We start from the raw sequence: 16285 nt of genomic DNA, 5'->3' as shown, positions 1-16285 counted from the left end.
GATTCACATCGATGATTAACAACGGTTGGAGGCTATCCTTGCTGGCGGTATACTTAAGCTTTAATTCAACCTAAGACTATCGCTAAAACGACTAATGCTATGCCAGTATTTTCTATAATTTCTTCATTCGCTTATTTATTCAGCCTGGTACTGATTATTCCCGGCTTGCTGCGGAAACCGAAAGGATACCGCAGGCTGGCACTACTTTCCGCGATTGTCGCTTTAATTTGCCATGCGATTGCACTTAAACACCAGATATTCCACGTCAGCAGCGGGCAAAACCTCACTCTTCTAAACCTAGGTTCTATTGTCAGTTTACTGACTTGTATCATAATGACAATTGTTGCTTCTCATGGCCGTGCCTGGTTCCTGCTACCCATTGTTTACAGTTTTTCCATGATAAATTTGGTCTTAGCGAGTCTTATGCCAGGTGAATTTATCACCCATCTGGAGACCAGCTTTGAATTATCTATCCATATTGGGTTGGCACTTCTTGGTTATGCAACTTTACTCATCGCTGCATTATATGCATTACAGCTTGGGTGGTTGGATCATCAGCTTAAAAATAAAAAGCTCACTTTTACGCCAGATATGCCTCCCTTAATGTTCATTGAACGCAAAATGTTTCATATCACCCAGCTTGGCGTAATATTGCTAACGCTGACGCTCTGCACCGGCATCCTCTATATGGATAATATTTTCAGTAGCGAAAACATCCATAAAGCAATTTTGTCTATTATCGCATGGTTTGTTTACATTGTTTTACTATGGGGCCACTACCATGATGGATGGCGCGGTAAACGCGTTATCTGGTTTAATCTGATCGGCGCATTTACCCTGACACTCGCCTATTTCGGTAATCGATTATTACAGGAAATCATGGTTTACTAGCAGTATGATGTTCAATCAATACTTGGAAGGAATTCTGCTTTGGAGCATGTCTCAACAAGCACATTACTGATTATTTTAATCATCATGGTCATTGTCTCAGCTTATTTCTCCGCTTCCGAGACAGGTATGATGACAATGAATCGTTATCGCTTACGTCATCTGGCAAAGCAAGGGAATCACTCTGCCCGCAGAGTTGAAGCATTACTTCGTCATCCTGAGCAGCTCATCAGCCTGATTCTTATCGGTAACAATCTGGTTAATATTCTTGCCTCAGCACTCGCGACTATTATTGGTATGCGTCTTTATGGCGATGCCGGAGTTGCTATCGCAACCGGTATTCTGACCTTTATTGTGCTGATATTTTCTGAAGTTATGCCAAAAACGATAGCCGCCCTCTATCCTGAAAAAGTCGCTTTTCCGAGTAGTTTTTTGCTCCGCCCGTTACAGAAAATCATGCTGCCGTTAGTCTGGGTGCTAAATAAAATTACTTTATTATTAATGCGTTGCCTTGGTATCAAACAACCTACTGGCTCCAGTCACGCAATGAGTAAAGATGAACTTCGCACTATTGTGCATGAATCAAATGCCAAGCTATCACAGCAACATCAGGATATGCTGATTTCAATTTTAGATCTGGAAAAAGTCACAATCGGCGACATTATGGTTCCCCGTAATGAAATTGTTGGCATTGATATTAATGATGACTGGAAATCCATCATTCGGCAATTAACTCATTCTCCTCATGGCCGGATCGTTCTTTACCGTGATTCACTTGATGATGCCATTGGTATGCTTCGTGTGCGTGAAGCTTACCGATTGATGACAGAAAAAAAAGAGTTCACCAAAAGAAACCTGATCAAAGCAGCAGATAAAATCTACTATGTCCCCGTCAGCACGCCACTTAATATCCAGTTAGTGAATTTCCAACGTAATAAGGAGAAGGCCGGGCTCATCGTTGATGAATATGGTGATATTCAAGGTCTGGTCACTGTTGAAGATATCCTCGAAGAGATTGTCGGTGATTTTACAACATCAATGTCTCCTTCTCTGGCAGAAGAAGTTTCACCACAAAGCGATGGGACTATTTTGGTTGACGGGACAGCCAATATCCGCGAATTAAATAAAGCCTTCAACTGGGCATTGCCTGTTGATGGACCACGAACGGTTAATGGTATGGTGCTTGAAGAGTTGGGAGAAATACCCGCACTTAATGTACAAGTGCAAATCGGCAAATATAATTTTGAAGTACTTTCAGTGAACGATAATGTCATTAAACAAGTTCGCGTCACTCCCATCAGCCTATTTTCTGATCAAAAAGCACAATTCATTTAAATCGCTGCGGAAAATTGACACCGTTGGAGGCGCGCACCTCCAACCTCCAACGGCAAATTCCTGTTAATAATCTCAGGAACCCAAAATATTATCACTACTATGGAACTACACTTTCAATTCGGTCAGTTTTTCTTCTGGCAATGCTAACTCATCATTCTTATTAACGAGGACGTCTGAATCAAGAATATGATGTGCAATATCCTGAGCCTCTGTCAGTGAATGCATGTGATAAGTACCGCATTGATAAATATTTAGTTCCGGGATCTGGCTCTGATCTTTCACTTTCAAGACATCAGCCATAGCCGCTTTCCATGCGTCTGCAACACGTACTTCTGCCGGTTCGCCAATCAAGCTCATATAAAAACCTGTTCGACATCCCATTGGCGATATATCAATAATTTCAACGCCCTCACCATTGAGGTGATTGCGCATAAAACCAGCAAACAAATGTTCAAGTGTATGAATACCCTTTTCAGGCATAACCTGTTTATTGGGTATGCAGAAACGTAAGTCGAAAACTGTGATGGTGTCGCCATGAGGCGTTTTCATAGTCTTAGCAACTCTTACGGCTGGCGCATTCATTCGAGTATGGTCAACAGTAAAACTATCCAGTAAAGGCATTTCTTCATCTCCACAAAAAATTCAGATTTTTCTTCAAGCAAATGAAACTTTTTCATCTGCCACCGGTCATAAAGAATGAAACACGCGTCACTATTATCCCTATTCTCTAGAAAACCCTCTTTGGCCACTTTTACTTGTGGTCATTTTCTTTTCTAGCATCCTGTCTGTTGTTTCAGATACTCATCAAAACTCATCGTATCCTCACGTTCCAACGCGTCTTGTCGCTCTACAGAGGCCCTGCGTTCTATAGCAAACTGTTCGTCGCTAATAACCTCATATTTTTCACTGATCAGTTGCTGATGGTATTCATCTGCTAGTTCCAGTCCAAAGCCACCAATGCCCTGACTCTTCATTTTTTCCAGCACGCGAGCTGATAAAGTCAGTGATGAATCATCAAACGTAGCAATTAATTCTTCGCAAACCTTTTGATACTGCGTGCCAGAACAACTATCCAATATTGCAGCAACCCGTTTCAAGTCACTAAATAACTTTTTGCCAACTTTTGCTAACGGCTCTTCCACACTTCCACAACCAAGACCAATCATTTGCCCGGGTTTACGCCCTTCAAGGATCACTCTATTCCAGTTCTTACGGCAACAATCTAATTCATCACTGCCCATTTCCGGCGCTTCGGCAAGCACACACCATATTAAGAATAGGTCAAGAAAACGAATTTGTGTTTCATTGACACCAATCGCGGCAAATGGATTAATATCTAATGAACGAACTTCGATATATTCCACTCCCCCACGCAACAAAGCGTCAGAAGGCGATTCATTCCCTCTAGTGACACGCTTAGGTCGGATTGGCGCATACAACTCATTTTCAATTTGTAAGACGTTGGTATTGAGCTGAATATGTTTATCACCTTGCTTAGTGCCCAATTTAGCAAACTCGTCAGATGGCTTGTGAATCGCTTTTTTCAGCCCGTCAATATAGGTATGTAAGTTATTAAACGTAATATTCAGATCGCTCTGTGATTTATTGGTGTACCCCAAGTTACTCATTCTTAGTGAAGTCGCATAAGGCAGATAACAAGTTCCATCTTCTGTCCGTTCAAAAAGAAAAGAAATCTCTCTTCCACGTAAGAACGAGGAACAAATTGCCGGAGAAGCACCAAACAAGTATGGGATCACCCATCCAAAGCGATAATAGTTACGGATCAAACGGAAATAGCCATTAGAGATCTGTTCTTTACCACTCTCTGCATCTTCAACACCAACCCAAGCACGCCAAAACTCAATTGGCAATGAAAAATTATAATGAACCCCGGATATGGTCTGCATCAACGCGCCATAACGATTTTTCAATCCTTCGCGGTATAAAGTCTTATAGCGACCAACATTCGATGCACCATATTGAGCCAGAGTAATGTTCTCTTCCGCATCAATAAAGCATGGCATACTTAATGGCCACATTTTTTCTTTGTCCAGCACACGCGCCGTGTGACGATGAATATCGCTAAGAAAAGAAATCGTATATTTTATATCATCACCAGCTGGTGTTATGAATTCCAACAATGACTCAGCAAAGTCAGTAGTAATCCATTTATGCGTAAGCGCTGCACCAAGTGTTTTAGGATGTTCTGTTATGGCTAAACTACCATCTGAAGTAATACGTAATGTTTCACGTTCAACACCGCGACGAATTCCCTTTAAAATTGTCGGATGCTCCTCTAGCCATGATAAAGCCCTTGATACGTCCGGGATCAATTCGACCTCCCGTAGTGTTTTAGAAGAATTTTTATAAGGGGTTACTTTATCTTAAACAAGCCAAATTGTCGCTGATTAGATATATACCCGTCATCTTTCAAGTTGTCTCTTTATTGGCTGCACTCACTCACCCCGATCACATAGTTATCTATGCTCCTGGAGATTCGCTCCTTTGCCGTCGCGATGCATCTTGAAATCCATTGGGTATGGCAGCAAAAATATGTCAGCGTCATACAGAGAACGAGGAATGGGTTGGTTATGGCAACACAAACCACTAAAAAAGAAAAAGCCCTGCTGTTTAAGCAGGGCTTGATATGGCGCATCCAGAAGGATTCGAACCTCCGACCGCTCGGTTCGTAGCCGAGTACTCTATCCAGCTGAGCTATGGATGCATGTTCAGTTTTTTACTCTGGTAAAAGGCAGTAGTTGCTTCGATTACCTGAATGGTACCTCGGATGGTTTCATCTCAAGGTTAAATTGGCGCATCCAGAAGGATTCGAACCTCCGACCGCTCGGTTCGTAGCCGAGTACTCTATCCAGCTGAGCTATGGATGCGTGTTCAGTTTTTCACTCTGGTAAAAGGCAGTAATTGCTTCGATTACCTAAATGGCACCTCAGATGACTTCATCTCAAGGTTAAATATGGCGCATCCAGAAGGATTCGAACCTCCGACCGCTCGGTTCGTAGCCGAGTACTCTATCCAGCTGAGCTATGGATGCGTGGTTTAAATGGCGGTGAGAGAGGGATTCGAACCCTCGATGCAGCTTTTGACCGCATACTCCCTTAGCAGGGGAGCGCCTTCAGCCTCTCGGCCATCTCACCGTACGCTTTCTTTCGAATCGCGACTCAGAACTTTTGTTTAAGCTCCTCGTCACTGCGTGGCGCACATATTACTTTCCCAGACTTATAAGTCAAACAATTTTTCTAAACCTGTGTTTGTTTGAACACTTCACACACAAGATGTGTAGTTTGACACCAAAAAGTGTACTTTGTCAGCAGCAAACTATTACACCTTCAATTAAAGAAAGTGCATGCAAATCATTATTCGCCACAATAACATGATAGGAATACTCTGTTCTTACGATAGAAAAACAAAAAAGAGAGGAAAATAGACAAGAAGTTAAGAAACTAGCAAGACAAAAAATACCAACAGAGGTGAGATCCCTCAAAAATGGCGCCCGGTTCTGACAGAGATAGGACGCCAACTTAGAGTCAATAAGTTGTTGGCTGAGATTTTTCGGCCTGAATCCGCTGATAAATTTCTTCACGGTGAACAGAAACTTCTTTAGGAGCATTTACACCAATACGAACTTGGTTACCTTTAACCCCTAGTACTGTAACTGTTACCTCATCGCCTATCATGAGCGTTTCACCAACTCGACGAGTCAGAATAAGCATTCTTTGCTCCTTGAAAATTTAAAAGAGTCGGGTCTTTCGGTTTCCCCGCTATTATCCATCAAACACCGTGAAAACGTAAAACAATGGTATATGCTTAAAGTATAAGCAATTTTAAGCGCATTTCCTACCTATATAGTTTAGCCAAAATAAATAAATATGCGCTCAACCTTTTAACAATTTCACAACAAGATTTCAAGGCACCATAAAAACAACGCTATGGTGCCCTCTAAACTCAGGTAATACCGCTTATAGCCGCGATGCTACCCACTCTTCCACGCTATCCAAAGCAGAAGGCAACGCTTCAATATCAGAACCACCTGCTTGGGCCATATCAGAGCGACCACCGCCTTTACCACCGATTTGCTGAGCTACAGAAGAAATTAACTCACCTGCTCTTATTTTAGCAGTCAGATCCTTTGTGACACCAACAATTAAGCTGACTTTATCATCACTTATAGTGGAAAGCACAATAATTGCTGAACCTAGTTGATTTTTAAGATCATCAACCATCGTTCTCAATATCTTAGGCTCTGTATTGCTTAACTGACTGACCAGCAACTTCACACCCTTCACTTCTTTCGCTTTACTTGCTAAAGAAGAGCTCTCTTGTGCAGCCTGTTGATCTTTAAGCTGTTGAAGCTCTTTTTCCAACGCTTTGGCTCTATCCAGCGTCATCCGTACTTTTTCACTCAAGCTATGGATATCACTTTTCACTAATTGAGCAATATCTTGAAGTAAATCAACCTGTTGATGTACAGATTCCACCGCTTTTTTACCTGTAATTGCTTCGATCCTACGGATACCCGCAGCCGTTCCAGATTCAGCAATAATACGAAACAAGCCAATATCACCAGTACGATTTGCATGAGTTCCTCCACATAATTCAGTGGAAAAATCCCCCATTGATAGTACACGAACTTGCTCTTCGTATTTTTCACCAAACAGTGCCATCGCACCTTTGACTTTTGCTGTCTCCAGATCCATCAATTCAGTAACAACAGGTGAATTTTGACGAACTTCGGCATTAACCAAATCCTCAACCAGACGGATCTGTTCTGGTTTCATCGCTTCAAAGTGAGAAAAATCAAAGCGAAGGTATTTATCGTTAACCAGAGAGCCTTTCTGTGATACGTGCTCACCCAAAATTTGACGTAACGCAGCATGTAACAGATGGGTTGCTGAGTGATTCAAACGAATTGCATCACGACGTTCAATATCAATAACCGCATTGATGTTATGGTTTACACTTAAGGTACCTTTCTCAAGCTTACCAATATGACCAATAGCCTGACCATATTTTTGTGTATCAATAACACAAAAAGCACAATTGGTATTACTCAGAATACCCGAGTCACCAACTTGTCCACCGGATTCAGCATAAAAAGCGGTCTTATCCAGTATAACAATCGCTTCTTCGCCCGCCTGAATTTGATTGACTGATTCACCATCACGGAAGATAGCAGTCACTGTTGCCTGCTGTTCGTTATGATCGTAACCAGAGAAATCGCTGCGTTCATCAACTTTGATCAATTCATTATAATCGGTACCGAAACCACTTGATTCACGGGCTCGACGACGCTGATTTTCCATTGCCACTGCAAATCCCGCTTCATCAACGCTAATATTACGCTCACGGCAAACATCAGCGGTTAAATCCACAGGGAAACCATAGGTATCATACAAACGGAAAGCCGTTTCGCCATCCAGAATATCACCGGACAGTTTTGCGAGTTCATCGTCTAATAATTGAAGACCACGTTCCAGCGTACGAGCAAACTGCTCTTCTTCTGTTTTCAAGATCTGCTCAACAACTGCTTGCTGGCGTTTAAGCTCTTCTCCCGCCGCGCCCATCACTTCTAGCAATGGCGCAACCAGTTTATAGAAGAAGGTATCTTTAGCCCCCAACATGTTACCGTGACGGATAGCTCGGCGGATAATACGACGCAGAACATAACCACGGTTTTCATTAGAAGGAACAACACCATCACAAATCAAAAATGCACATGAACGAATGTGATCAGCAATAACCCGCAGAGATTTATTACTCAGATCATCTGTAGCACCAGTGACATTAGCAACAACTGTAATCAAATCACGGAACAGATCAATCTCATAATTAGAATTGACGTGCTGCAATACAGCAGTGATACGCTCCAGCCCCATCCCCGTATCTACGGATGGTTTTGGCAACGGCTCCATCGTGCCATCGGCATGACGATTGAACTGCATAAAGACGATATTCCAGATTTCAATATATCTGTCACCATCTTCCTCCGGGCTTCCTGGCGGCCCACCCCAGATATGCTCACCATGATCATAAAAAATTTCAGTGCAAGGGCCACAAGGACCGGTATCACCCATTTGCCAGAAGTTATCCGATGCATAAGGTGCACCTTTGTTATCACCAATGCGGATAATTCTTTCTGCTGGTATTCCGACGTCGTTCTTCCAAATATCATAGGCTTCATCATCTGTCTGATAGACAGTCACCCATAATTTTTCTTTAGGCAAATTAAACCAATCTTTGCCAGTCAGAAGTTCCCAAGCATAACTAATAGCATCATGTTTGAAATAGTCACCAAAACTAAAATTACCTAGCATCTCAAAGAAAGTATGATGACGTGCGGTGTAACCTACATTTTCTAAATCATTATGTTTACCACCAGCACGAACACAGCGCTGAGCAGTTGTTGCTCGGGAGTAAGATCTTTTGTCCTGTCCAAGAAAGACATCCTTAAACTGGTTCATCCCTGCGTTGGTAAACAGCAGTGTTGGGTCATTATTTGGCACCAAAGAACTACTTGGTACGACTTGATGCCCTTTAGTATGAAAAAAGTCGAGAAACGCTTGACGGATCTCAGCAGTGCTTTTGCTCATAATTGTCCCAAAATCAAGCTGGAAAAAACAGATTTATGAATTGGTTAGGTGGGATATTCCATCACCTATTTTCAACTCACGAATAAACAAAGTGGGGATAAGATAAAAGCTCTTCTATTAGAAGTATACCCGTCATCTTTCAAGTTGCCTCTTTGTTGGCCTTGCCGTCGCGAAGCATCTTGAAATCCATAGGGTATAAAATCCCAAATACATCCATTCGCTGGCAGCATTGTAAATCGTCTGGATATTTTCTGAAAGCATGATCGCATAATATGGATAATACTCGCTTTCTGAGAGAGGAAACCGCGTCATTATTAACGCGGTATTAGTTTGATGACAAAACTTTTACAGCTTTGAATACAAGAATAGAGATTACCGATATTATTAGATTAGAATTCTTCGTTATTCATCTCTTCGTTTTCATTGTCTTCATAATCAGAAGCAGCACTATTGAATTCGCCGGCATTGTGCAACAGCATTTCACGTAATTTTTTATCCAGCTCAGTAGCAACTTCAGGATGCTCTTTCAGATAGATGGTAGCATTCGCTTTGCCTTGACCAATTTTATCGCCATTATAGCTGTACCATGCGCCTGCTTTTTCCACCAGTTTATGCTTCACACCTAAATCGATTAATTCACCATAAGTGTTAATGCCTTCACCATACATAATCTGGAATTCTGCTTGCTTAAATGGCGCTGCCACTTTGTTTTTTACCACCTTAACACGGGTCTCGCTACCAACGACCTCTTCACCATTTTTCACAGAACCAATGCGGCGAATATCTAGACGAACAGAAGCATAGAATTTCAGCGCGTTACCACCGGTGGTAGTTTCAGGGTTACCAAACATGACACCAATTTTCATACGAATCTGGTTGATAAAGATCAACAACGTATTAGAACTTTTCAAGTTACCGGCCAGTTTACGCATTGCCTGACTCATCATTCGAGCGGCCAGCCCCATATGAGAATCACCAATTTCTCCTTCTATTTCGGCTTTTGGCGTTAAAGCGGCAACGGAGTCTACGATAATGACATCAACAGCGCCGGAGCGAGTCAACGCATCACAGATCTCAAGAGCCTGTTCCCCCGTATCGGGTTGAGAACACAACAAGTTATCAATATCAACACCCAACTTCTTAGCATAGATGGGATCAAGAGCGTGTTCAGCATCAATAAACGCACAGGTTTTACCTTCACGTTGTGCCGCAGCAATAACCTGTAATGTCAGCGTTGTCTTACCCGAAGATTCCGGGCCATAGATTTCAACAATACGCCCCATCGGCAGACCACCAGCACCTAATGCAATATCCAGTGATAATGAACCCGTGGAGATAGTTTCAACGTCCATTGAACGGTCTTCGCCCAAACGCATGATGGAACCTTTACCAAACTGTTTTTCAATTTGGCCGAGTGCCGCTGCTAGTGCTTTTTGTTTATTTTCATCAATAGCCATTTTTACTCCCTCGTAAGCAATGAAAGGGCTCTCTCACTGCCGATGAATAATTTTTAATACTGAAATGTTGCCTACAATTATACTGTATAATCATACAGCATCAAGTTAATTTTTTATACCCGTTATCTTTCAAGTTGCCTCTTTGAAGCATCTTGAAATCCAATAAGGTATATAATCTCTGATAACAGTGTTTTCAGAGAATAAATGACAGCTTGAAGGCGTACTTCATTTCGATCACCGTTAAAACAACAACGGCGGGGCACAACTTCTACCCCATTTACCGTTAGATAGGCAAACCCAAACCACACTGTGCCAACAGGTTTTTCTTCGCTGCCACCATCAGGCCCGGCAATGCCACTAACCGAAACCGCTAGATCTGCCTGTGCGGCTTTCAGTGCTCCTGTCGCCATTTCTCTCACAACCTGTTCACTGACAGCCCCATATTGCTGTAAAACGGCCTCTGACACACCGAGCATCTGATGCTTAGCTTTATTACTGTATGTCACAAAGCTTCGGTCAAAATAAGCAGAGCTACCGGCAATATCTGAAATTGTTTTCGCCAACCAGCCACCGGTGCAAGATTCGGCACAGGTCACCGACAGTGTTTGCTGTCTCAGTTTCTCTCCTAGCTCAATACTAAGCTGAGTCAGAATTTTTTCACTCATAACACTCTCTTTATCCGATAAAAGATCAATTTCTTTGAAACCGGTTCCAAATCCACAAACTCGTGATTGTCAACGCCAACAGAGTACCAAAGCCTATCCCTGTTGTAACAACCGGGACGCCTATTTTAATAACCAATGAGTAGAGGCCAAGCATCAATAACATGGCGATATTCTCACCCAAATTCTGTACTGCGATTGCATAACCGACCCCAATCGTTTGCCTGCCGCTTTCCTGCAATAATGCATTCAGCGGGACAATAAACAAACCGCCAAAAATACCGAGAATGATTAATAAGACGTAGGAAGCCCAAATACTGTGCTGGACAGCGAAAATGACCACCATCACGCCGATTAAAACACCGGCAGGCATACAACGGTGAACTGTTTTAAGGGTGATAAAACGGGCAGCAGCACCCGCACCGATAATAATGCCGACAGCAACCATCACATTAAGTATTGTCGGCGTGCTATTGTCAGAAATTCCCAGAACAACAGGTACCCATAAGACCAATAGGAATCTCAGTGTTATACCCGCTCCCCAGAACAAACTCGTACCAATTAAAGAAAATCGAGCGCCTTTGTTATGCCAAAGAATGCAACAAGCTGAAGCAAAGTCTGTCAGCATCTTTTTCAGATTCCAGCCCTTATCCCGACGCACCGCCGATAATCGGGGGATAAAGAAATTAGCGACAACAGCAATACCGTACATCAGCGCACAAACCAGCAGTGCGATTGCCAAGTTCCAATCAGACAAAAAACCACCAACGACAGAGCCCGTAAGAATGGCAATTATTGTTGAAGCCTCCATCAAACCATTCGCCTTTACTAAACGATCACCATCGGTCAGTTCAACCAAAATGCCATATTTAGCCGGTGAATATGATGCTGCTCCCACGCCCACCAAGGCATAACCCAGAAATGGATCATATCCCAGGCAAATAGTAAACGCGCCCAACAACTTGAAGCTATTAGCAAACAACATCACACGATCTTTCGGGAAACGATCGGCAATTTGCCCTACAAAAGGTGCCAATAGGATATATGCCAAGACAAACACTATCTGTAATATTGGCTGGCTCCAGTCAGGATAAAACTGGGCTTTCAACTGTGCCAAGATCGCAAACAACAGTGCATTATCGGCAAAAGCCGAAAAAAACTGCGACACCAATACGGCTTTCATGCCACGGGTCAATAGCGGTTGAACAACGGAGGATGCATTCACAATATATTGTTCCTATTCAGCTTCCGCTATTTTACACAAAGTAACAAAATCGGCTTTACCACCGTCAAGTTCTCCCTGTTTAGCAAAACGTTTCCCCCGACCGAGAATAGTACAGAATCCCTGTTCATCAATTGAAACAATGTCACCAGTATCGAGCCAATCAAACTGAATATTCCCATGTTCATCTTTTACCGCTGGTGGTTCCAAATGATTTGGATCTTCCATTCTCAGATATCCTTTCATCATATTCGGGCCACGTAGCTGCAAACGTCCCCCCTGCTTAATTCCTGCTATTGGAATCAAACGGAATTCCATTGCCGGCAAAATCCGCCCAACCGTACCGACCTTAGCCATCATCGGCACATTCAATGCAATGACAGGCGCACATTCTGTCATGCCATATCCTTCTAAAATGCGAATACCGAATTTGTCTTGCCAAATCTGTTTAGTATTTTCAGCGAGCTTTTCAATACCGGCTATAACACAACGAAGACGTGCAAAATCATACGGATGAGCAGAATAGGCATAATTCTCCAGGAAACTGGATGTACCCAATAATACGGTACAGTTACATTCATATACCAGTTCTGGTACTACCCGATAATGCAATGGATTTGGGTAGAGGAATATTCGGCTACCAGACAACAATGGAGTGAATAAGCCAACAGTCAACCCAAATGCATGAAATAGCGGTAGAGAAGACATAAAACGGTCAAGTGGATTGAAATCAGTAATGGTTTTTATCTGTTCCACATTGGCTAACAAACTAGCGTGACTGTGAACGACACCTTTTGATACAGCATCTGAACCGGACGTAAATAGCACCAAAGCATCATCATCGGGTTTTTGTGCCACCATCGCTTGCTTCGGAAAAAAGAGGTGCCACAAGATCCATAATTTATCCAGCAAAGTCACTGTACTTTCCAAATCCTCAAGATAAACCCAGTTAACCTCGGTAACCTGCTCGGATAAATGTGTTAATCGCTCCTTTTTCAGAAATTGCCGGGAAGTCACGATAGTTTTAATACTGGCAACCGCTAGCGCATTCTTCAATCCATGACTGTCGGTTGTATAGTTTAGTAAAGCCGGTATTCTTCCTCTCAAAGATGCCCCGAATATCGCAGCTACCATAATAGTGGCATTAGGTAAAAGAAAACCAATCCGTTCCCCCTGGCAGGTAAAACGCTGCAAAATACGACTGGCCGCCAGTACTTTTTTAAGCAGACTGTTATAACTGTCTTCTTTAAAAGAAACATCTTCAATACAGGGCTTAAAACGACCAAATTGTTTTCGTGCAACCAGTAAAGATTCAAATATTGTTTCTTGCGGTCGGGTCGCCATTCGAGCATTCATCATTATTTCATGCAAACGCTCACCGGCTAAACGACGTCGTTGCTCCGAACTAGACGCATTCGGCATCAGCAATTGTGTCGCAGGCAGGATTTTCATTGTCACCTTCGGAAAAAGGTGAAGTTTGAAAATACCCTTTAATCGGCTGAATAGGGTTCTTTCTAACCCTTCAAAACGAACAGGAACCACAACGGCTTCGGATATCGCCGCAATAAAAGCTGCCCCATCATAGATTTTCATCAAAGAACCAGTCACAGTAATTCTTCCCTCAGGAAAAACAACTATTGGCCGCCCTTTTTCTATTTCCTTAACCAGTATCCTGACAGCCATTGGATTTATTGGGTCTAAGGGAACTATTTCAACATAGCGACTTACCAGTTTCATAAAACCACGATTTGCAATGTTGGAATAGACAGCAAATACTGGCTTAACCGGCAAAAAAAGTGTTAGCAAAACACCATCAAGAAAAGAGACATGATTAGGCGTGATAAGGCATTTTGGGTGGTTAAATTGTTTAATATCTCCTTCTACTGTTAAACGAAACATCAAACGAAAAACAAGCCTTAGAAATTTAAACAACATATTCGTATCTCAACCCATTTGAAAAAATAAATAGAAGATACTATTTATTATTCGACACTGTAATATTCTTATTTCTCTATAAAAAATACCAAAATAGTGTCAGGAAACTATTCCAGAGAACATAATCTCTTTCACATAAGTTGTAATTTTTTCCGGTGAAAGGTGCGCATTAATAATATGGTTCGCACATTCACAATAGAGATTTTCTCTGGCGGCAAGCACTTCTTCCATTTCTTCAACAATAGATTTTCCCGTCAAACTAGGACGTTGGGTACTTTCTGGTTGCTGCATTAATCGCTCAGCCAAAATGCTCGCTGAAGCTTGAAGATAAATCACCGTGCCATTTTGTCGCATATATTGGCGATTTTCAGCGGAAAGAATGATACCTCCTCCAGTAGAAATAACGCGATTAATTTGAGTAACTTGTTGTAAAGCTTGGCTTTCTAATTGCCGAAATTGTTGCCATCCTTGCTGGTTAACAATATCCGCAATGGTCATATTACTGGTTTGTTGGATATGGTGATCAGTGTCAATAAATGTGTACGATAATTCATTGGCTAATAATTTTCCAACCGTCGTTTTTCCTGCCCCACGTGCACCTACAATAAACAATATTTGGTTCACTGCCTGATATCCTTGATAAATTTCATCGTTAAAAATATATTAACGCCTATAGTAACCAGAAATTTACATCAACGTAAAATTAAAAGTTAATATATACGGTAAAAACCACCCCAAAAGCATGACTTTACCGAAACTTCAATATAATCAGGCTCGCTTCTGGGGTAACAATATACCCGTTATCTTTCAAGTTGCCTCTTTGTTGGCCGCGCTCACTCACCCCGGTCACATAGTTATCTATGCTCCCGGGGATTCGCTCCCTTGCCGTCGCGATGCATCTTGAAATCCATAGGGTATAGCACATTACTTACGGACTAAATCCTCTCCATAACCAATCCATTTATACGTAGTCAACGCATCTAATCCCATTGGACCACGAGAATGCAGCTTTTGCGTGCTAACAGCAACTTCCGCTCCCAAGCCAAACTGGCCACCATCAGTAAAGCGAGTGCTAGCATTCACATAAACCGCAGCAGAATCAACCTGACGAACAAAATAGTCAGCATTGTGCAAAGATTGAGTCAAAATAGCATCAGAATGGGACGTACCATAGGTACGAATATGATCAATTGCCTGCTCCATATCACTGACAATTTCCACATTCATATCCAGAGATAACCACTCATCACGGTAATCTGCTTCTGTAACATCCACGACCTTAGCAGCTCCATCTTTCAAAAACACCATTGCTGATTTACTCGCATGCAGAGTAACGCCTTGCTCTTCCATGTACTTGCTCAGTGCAGGCAGAAAATCAGCCGCAATCTTCTGATGTACCAGCAATGTTTCCAAAGCATTACAGGCACTTGGGCGTTGCACTTTAGCGTTAGTGATGACAGTTAATGCCTTATCAAAATCAGCACTTTCATCGACAAAGGTATGACAGACGCCAATTCCGCCGGTAATCACTGGAATGGTCGATTGCTCACGGCACAACTTATGCAACCCTGCACCACCACGTGGAATCAACATATCCACATAGCGATCCAATTTCAGTAGCTGAATAACTAACTCACGGTCCGGTTTATCTATCGCCTGCACGGCGGCGGCCGGTAATCCACTCTGTTCAAGTGCCTGCTGAATGACTTTCACTGTCGCTTGATTAGTGTTGTGAGTCTCTTTACCCCCACGCAAAATAACCGCATTACCGGTTTTCAAACACAGAGATGCAACATCGATGGTGACATTAGGGCGTGCTTCATAAATCACCCCGACCACACCCAGCGGTACACGGCGACGCTCCAACCTCAAGCCACTGTCAAGCAAACTGCCATCAATGACTTCCCCTACCGGGTCAGATAAACCGCATACCTGACGAACATCGTGAGCTATCGCGGTCAAACGTTCCGGCGTCAATAATAGACGATCCAACAATGCTTCGCTCATGCCCTGTTCACGGGCCTGAATCATATCAAGCTGATTAGCTTCAAGAATGATTGCACTTTCCTGCTCCAGTAAATCTGCAATGCGAATTAATGCCTGATTTTTCTGTTTTGTACTTAGCTGTGCCAGTTGCCATGCAGCTTCCCTGGCAGCTTTTCCCATTTGTTCTAACAT

14 protein-coding genes, 4 tRNA genes and 1 pseudogene are annotated in these 16285 nt (G+C 42.5%); 2 read left to right on the top strand and 17 right to left on the bottom strand.

Annotated elements, in window-relative coordinates; all coding sequences use genetic code 11:
* Positions 1-99 precede the first annotated feature (99 nt).
* Together AACQ38_RS19015 and AACQ38_RS19010 are read left to right on the top strand one after the other, a co-directional pair.
* Positions 100-891, top strand: a complete 792-nt coding sequence (locus AACQ38_RS19015) for a cytochrome C assembly family protein (protein WP_011145579.1) — start codon at positions 100-102, stop codon at positions 889-891.
* A gap of 39 nt (positions 892-930) precedes the next feature.
* Positions 931-2223: an HlyC/CorC family transporter gene (locus tag AACQ38_RS19010; RefSeq protein WP_165578821.1), complete on the top strand. Its 1293-nt coding sequence runs from the start codon at positions 931-933 to the stop codon at positions 2221-2223.
* Between the two features lie 105 nt (positions 2224-2328).
* Here AACQ38_RS19010 and luxS read toward each other — a convergent pair whose 3' ends face one another.
* The 17 genes and pseudogenes from luxS to proA all read right to left on the bottom strand — a co-directional run bounded on the left by luxS (position 2329) and on the right by proA (position 16285).
* Entirely contained in the window at positions 2329-2844 is a 516-nt protein-coding gene (gene luxS / locus AACQ38_RS19005) for an S-ribosylhomocysteine lyase (protein WP_011145577.1), read from the bottom strand.
* A 152-nt stretch (positions 2845-2996) separates the two neighbouring features.
* On the bottom strand, positions 2997-4556 hold the full coding sequence (gene gshA / locus AACQ38_RS19000) for a glutamate--cysteine ligase (RefSeq protein WP_165578820.1): 1560 nt from the start codon (positions 4554-4556) through the stop codon (positions 2997-2999).
* Between the two features lie 110 nt (positions 4557-4666).
* Complete coding sequence (locus tag AACQ38_RS18995; protein ID WP_278249261.1) at positions 4667-4789, bottom strand: hypothetical protein; 123 nt, start codon at positions 4787-4789, stop codon at positions 4667-4669.
* Positions 4790-4871: 82 nt separating this feature from the next.
* Positions 4872-4948, bottom strand: a tRNA-Arg gene (locus AACQ38_RS18990).
* Between the two features lie 86 nt (positions 4949-5034).
* Positions 5035-5111: transfer RNA gene (locus AACQ38_RS18985), tRNA-Arg, on the bottom strand.
* Between the two features lie 87 nt (positions 5112-5198).
* Positions 5199-5275, bottom strand: a tRNA-Arg gene (locus AACQ38_RS18980).
* 10 nt (positions 5276-5285) lie between these two features.
* Positions 5286-5378: transfer RNA gene (locus tag AACQ38_RS18975), tRNA-Ser, on the bottom strand.
* A gap of 390 nt (positions 5379-5768) precedes the next feature.
* Complete coding sequence (gene csrA, locus AACQ38_RS18970; protein ID WP_002209449.1) at positions 5769-5954, bottom strand: carbon storage regulator CsrA; 186 nt, start codon at positions 5952-5954, stop codon at positions 5769-5771.
* A gap of 246 nt (positions 5955-6200) precedes the next feature.
* Positions 6201-8831: an alanine--tRNA ligase gene (gene alaS, locus AACQ38_RS18965; RefSeq protein WP_165578819.1), complete on the bottom strand. Its 2631-nt coding sequence runs from the start codon at positions 8829-8831 to the stop codon at positions 6201-6203.
* A 71-nt stretch (positions 8832-8902) separates the two neighbouring features.
* Positions 8903-9061, bottom strand: a complete 159-nt coding sequence (locus AACQ38_RS18960; RefSeq protein WP_207631923.1) for a hypothetical protein — start codon at positions 9059-9061, stop codon at positions 8903-8905.
* 159 nt (positions 9062-9220) lie between these two features.
* Positions 9221-10288 carry a recombinase RecA gene (recA, locus tag AACQ38_RS18955; protein WP_011145574.1) on the bottom strand — a complete coding sequence of 356 codons (1068 nt, stop codon included), beginning with the start codon at positions 10286-10288 and terminating at the stop codon, positions 9221-9223.
* A gap of 122 nt (positions 10289-10410) precedes the next feature.
* Positions 10411-10953 (bottom strand): nicotinamide-nucleotide amidase, encoded by a 543-nt coding sequence (gene pncC / locus AACQ38_RS18950; RefSeq protein ID WP_165578817.1) that lies wholly within the window; start codon positions 10951-10953, stop codon positions 10411-10413.
* A 25-nt stretch (positions 10954-10978) separates the two neighbouring features.
* Positions 10979-12133 (bottom strand): lysophospholipid transporter LplT, encoded by a 1155-nt coding sequence (gene lplT / locus AACQ38_RS18945; RefSeq protein ID WP_109791958.1) that lies wholly within the window; start codon positions 12131-12133, stop codon positions 10979-10981.
* A 120-nt stretch (positions 12134-12253) separates the two neighbouring features.
* Positions 12254-14107, bottom strand: a pseudogene (gene aas, locus AACQ38_RS18940) (bifunctional acyl-ACP--phospholipid O-acyltransferase/long-chain-fatty-acid--ACP ligase); the annotation flags it as partial.
* 99 nt (positions 14108-14206) lie between these two features.
* Positions 14207-14731 (bottom strand): shikimate kinase AroL, encoded by a 525-nt coding sequence (gene aroL, locus AACQ38_RS18935; RefSeq protein ID WP_011145570.1) that lies wholly within the window; start codon positions 14729-14731, stop codon positions 14207-14209.
* 124 nt (positions 14732-14855) lie between these two features.
* Complete coding sequence (locus AACQ38_RS18930; protein WP_158538217.1) at positions 14856-15032, bottom strand: hypothetical protein; 177 nt, start codon at positions 15030-15032, stop codon at positions 14856-14858.
* Positions 15032-16285 (bottom strand): glutamate-5-semialdehyde dehydrogenase, encoded by a 1254-nt coding sequence (gene proA, locus AACQ38_RS18925; RefSeq protein ID WP_011145569.1) that lies wholly within the window; start codon positions 16283-16285, stop codon positions 15032-15034. Before proA ends, AACQ38_RS18930 begins: the two co-directional genes overlap by 1 nt.

Origin of the sequence: Photorhabdus sp. RW14-46 (genome assembly GCF_963887965.1) — a bacterium.
Taxonomy (GTDB): Bacteria; Pseudomonadota; Gammaproteobacteria; order Enterobacterales; family Enterobacteriaceae; genus Photorhabdus; species Photorhabdus laumondii.
Note: the sequence above shows the minus strand (reverse complement) of the source record. Positions and strands in the feature narration are given on the sequence as shown.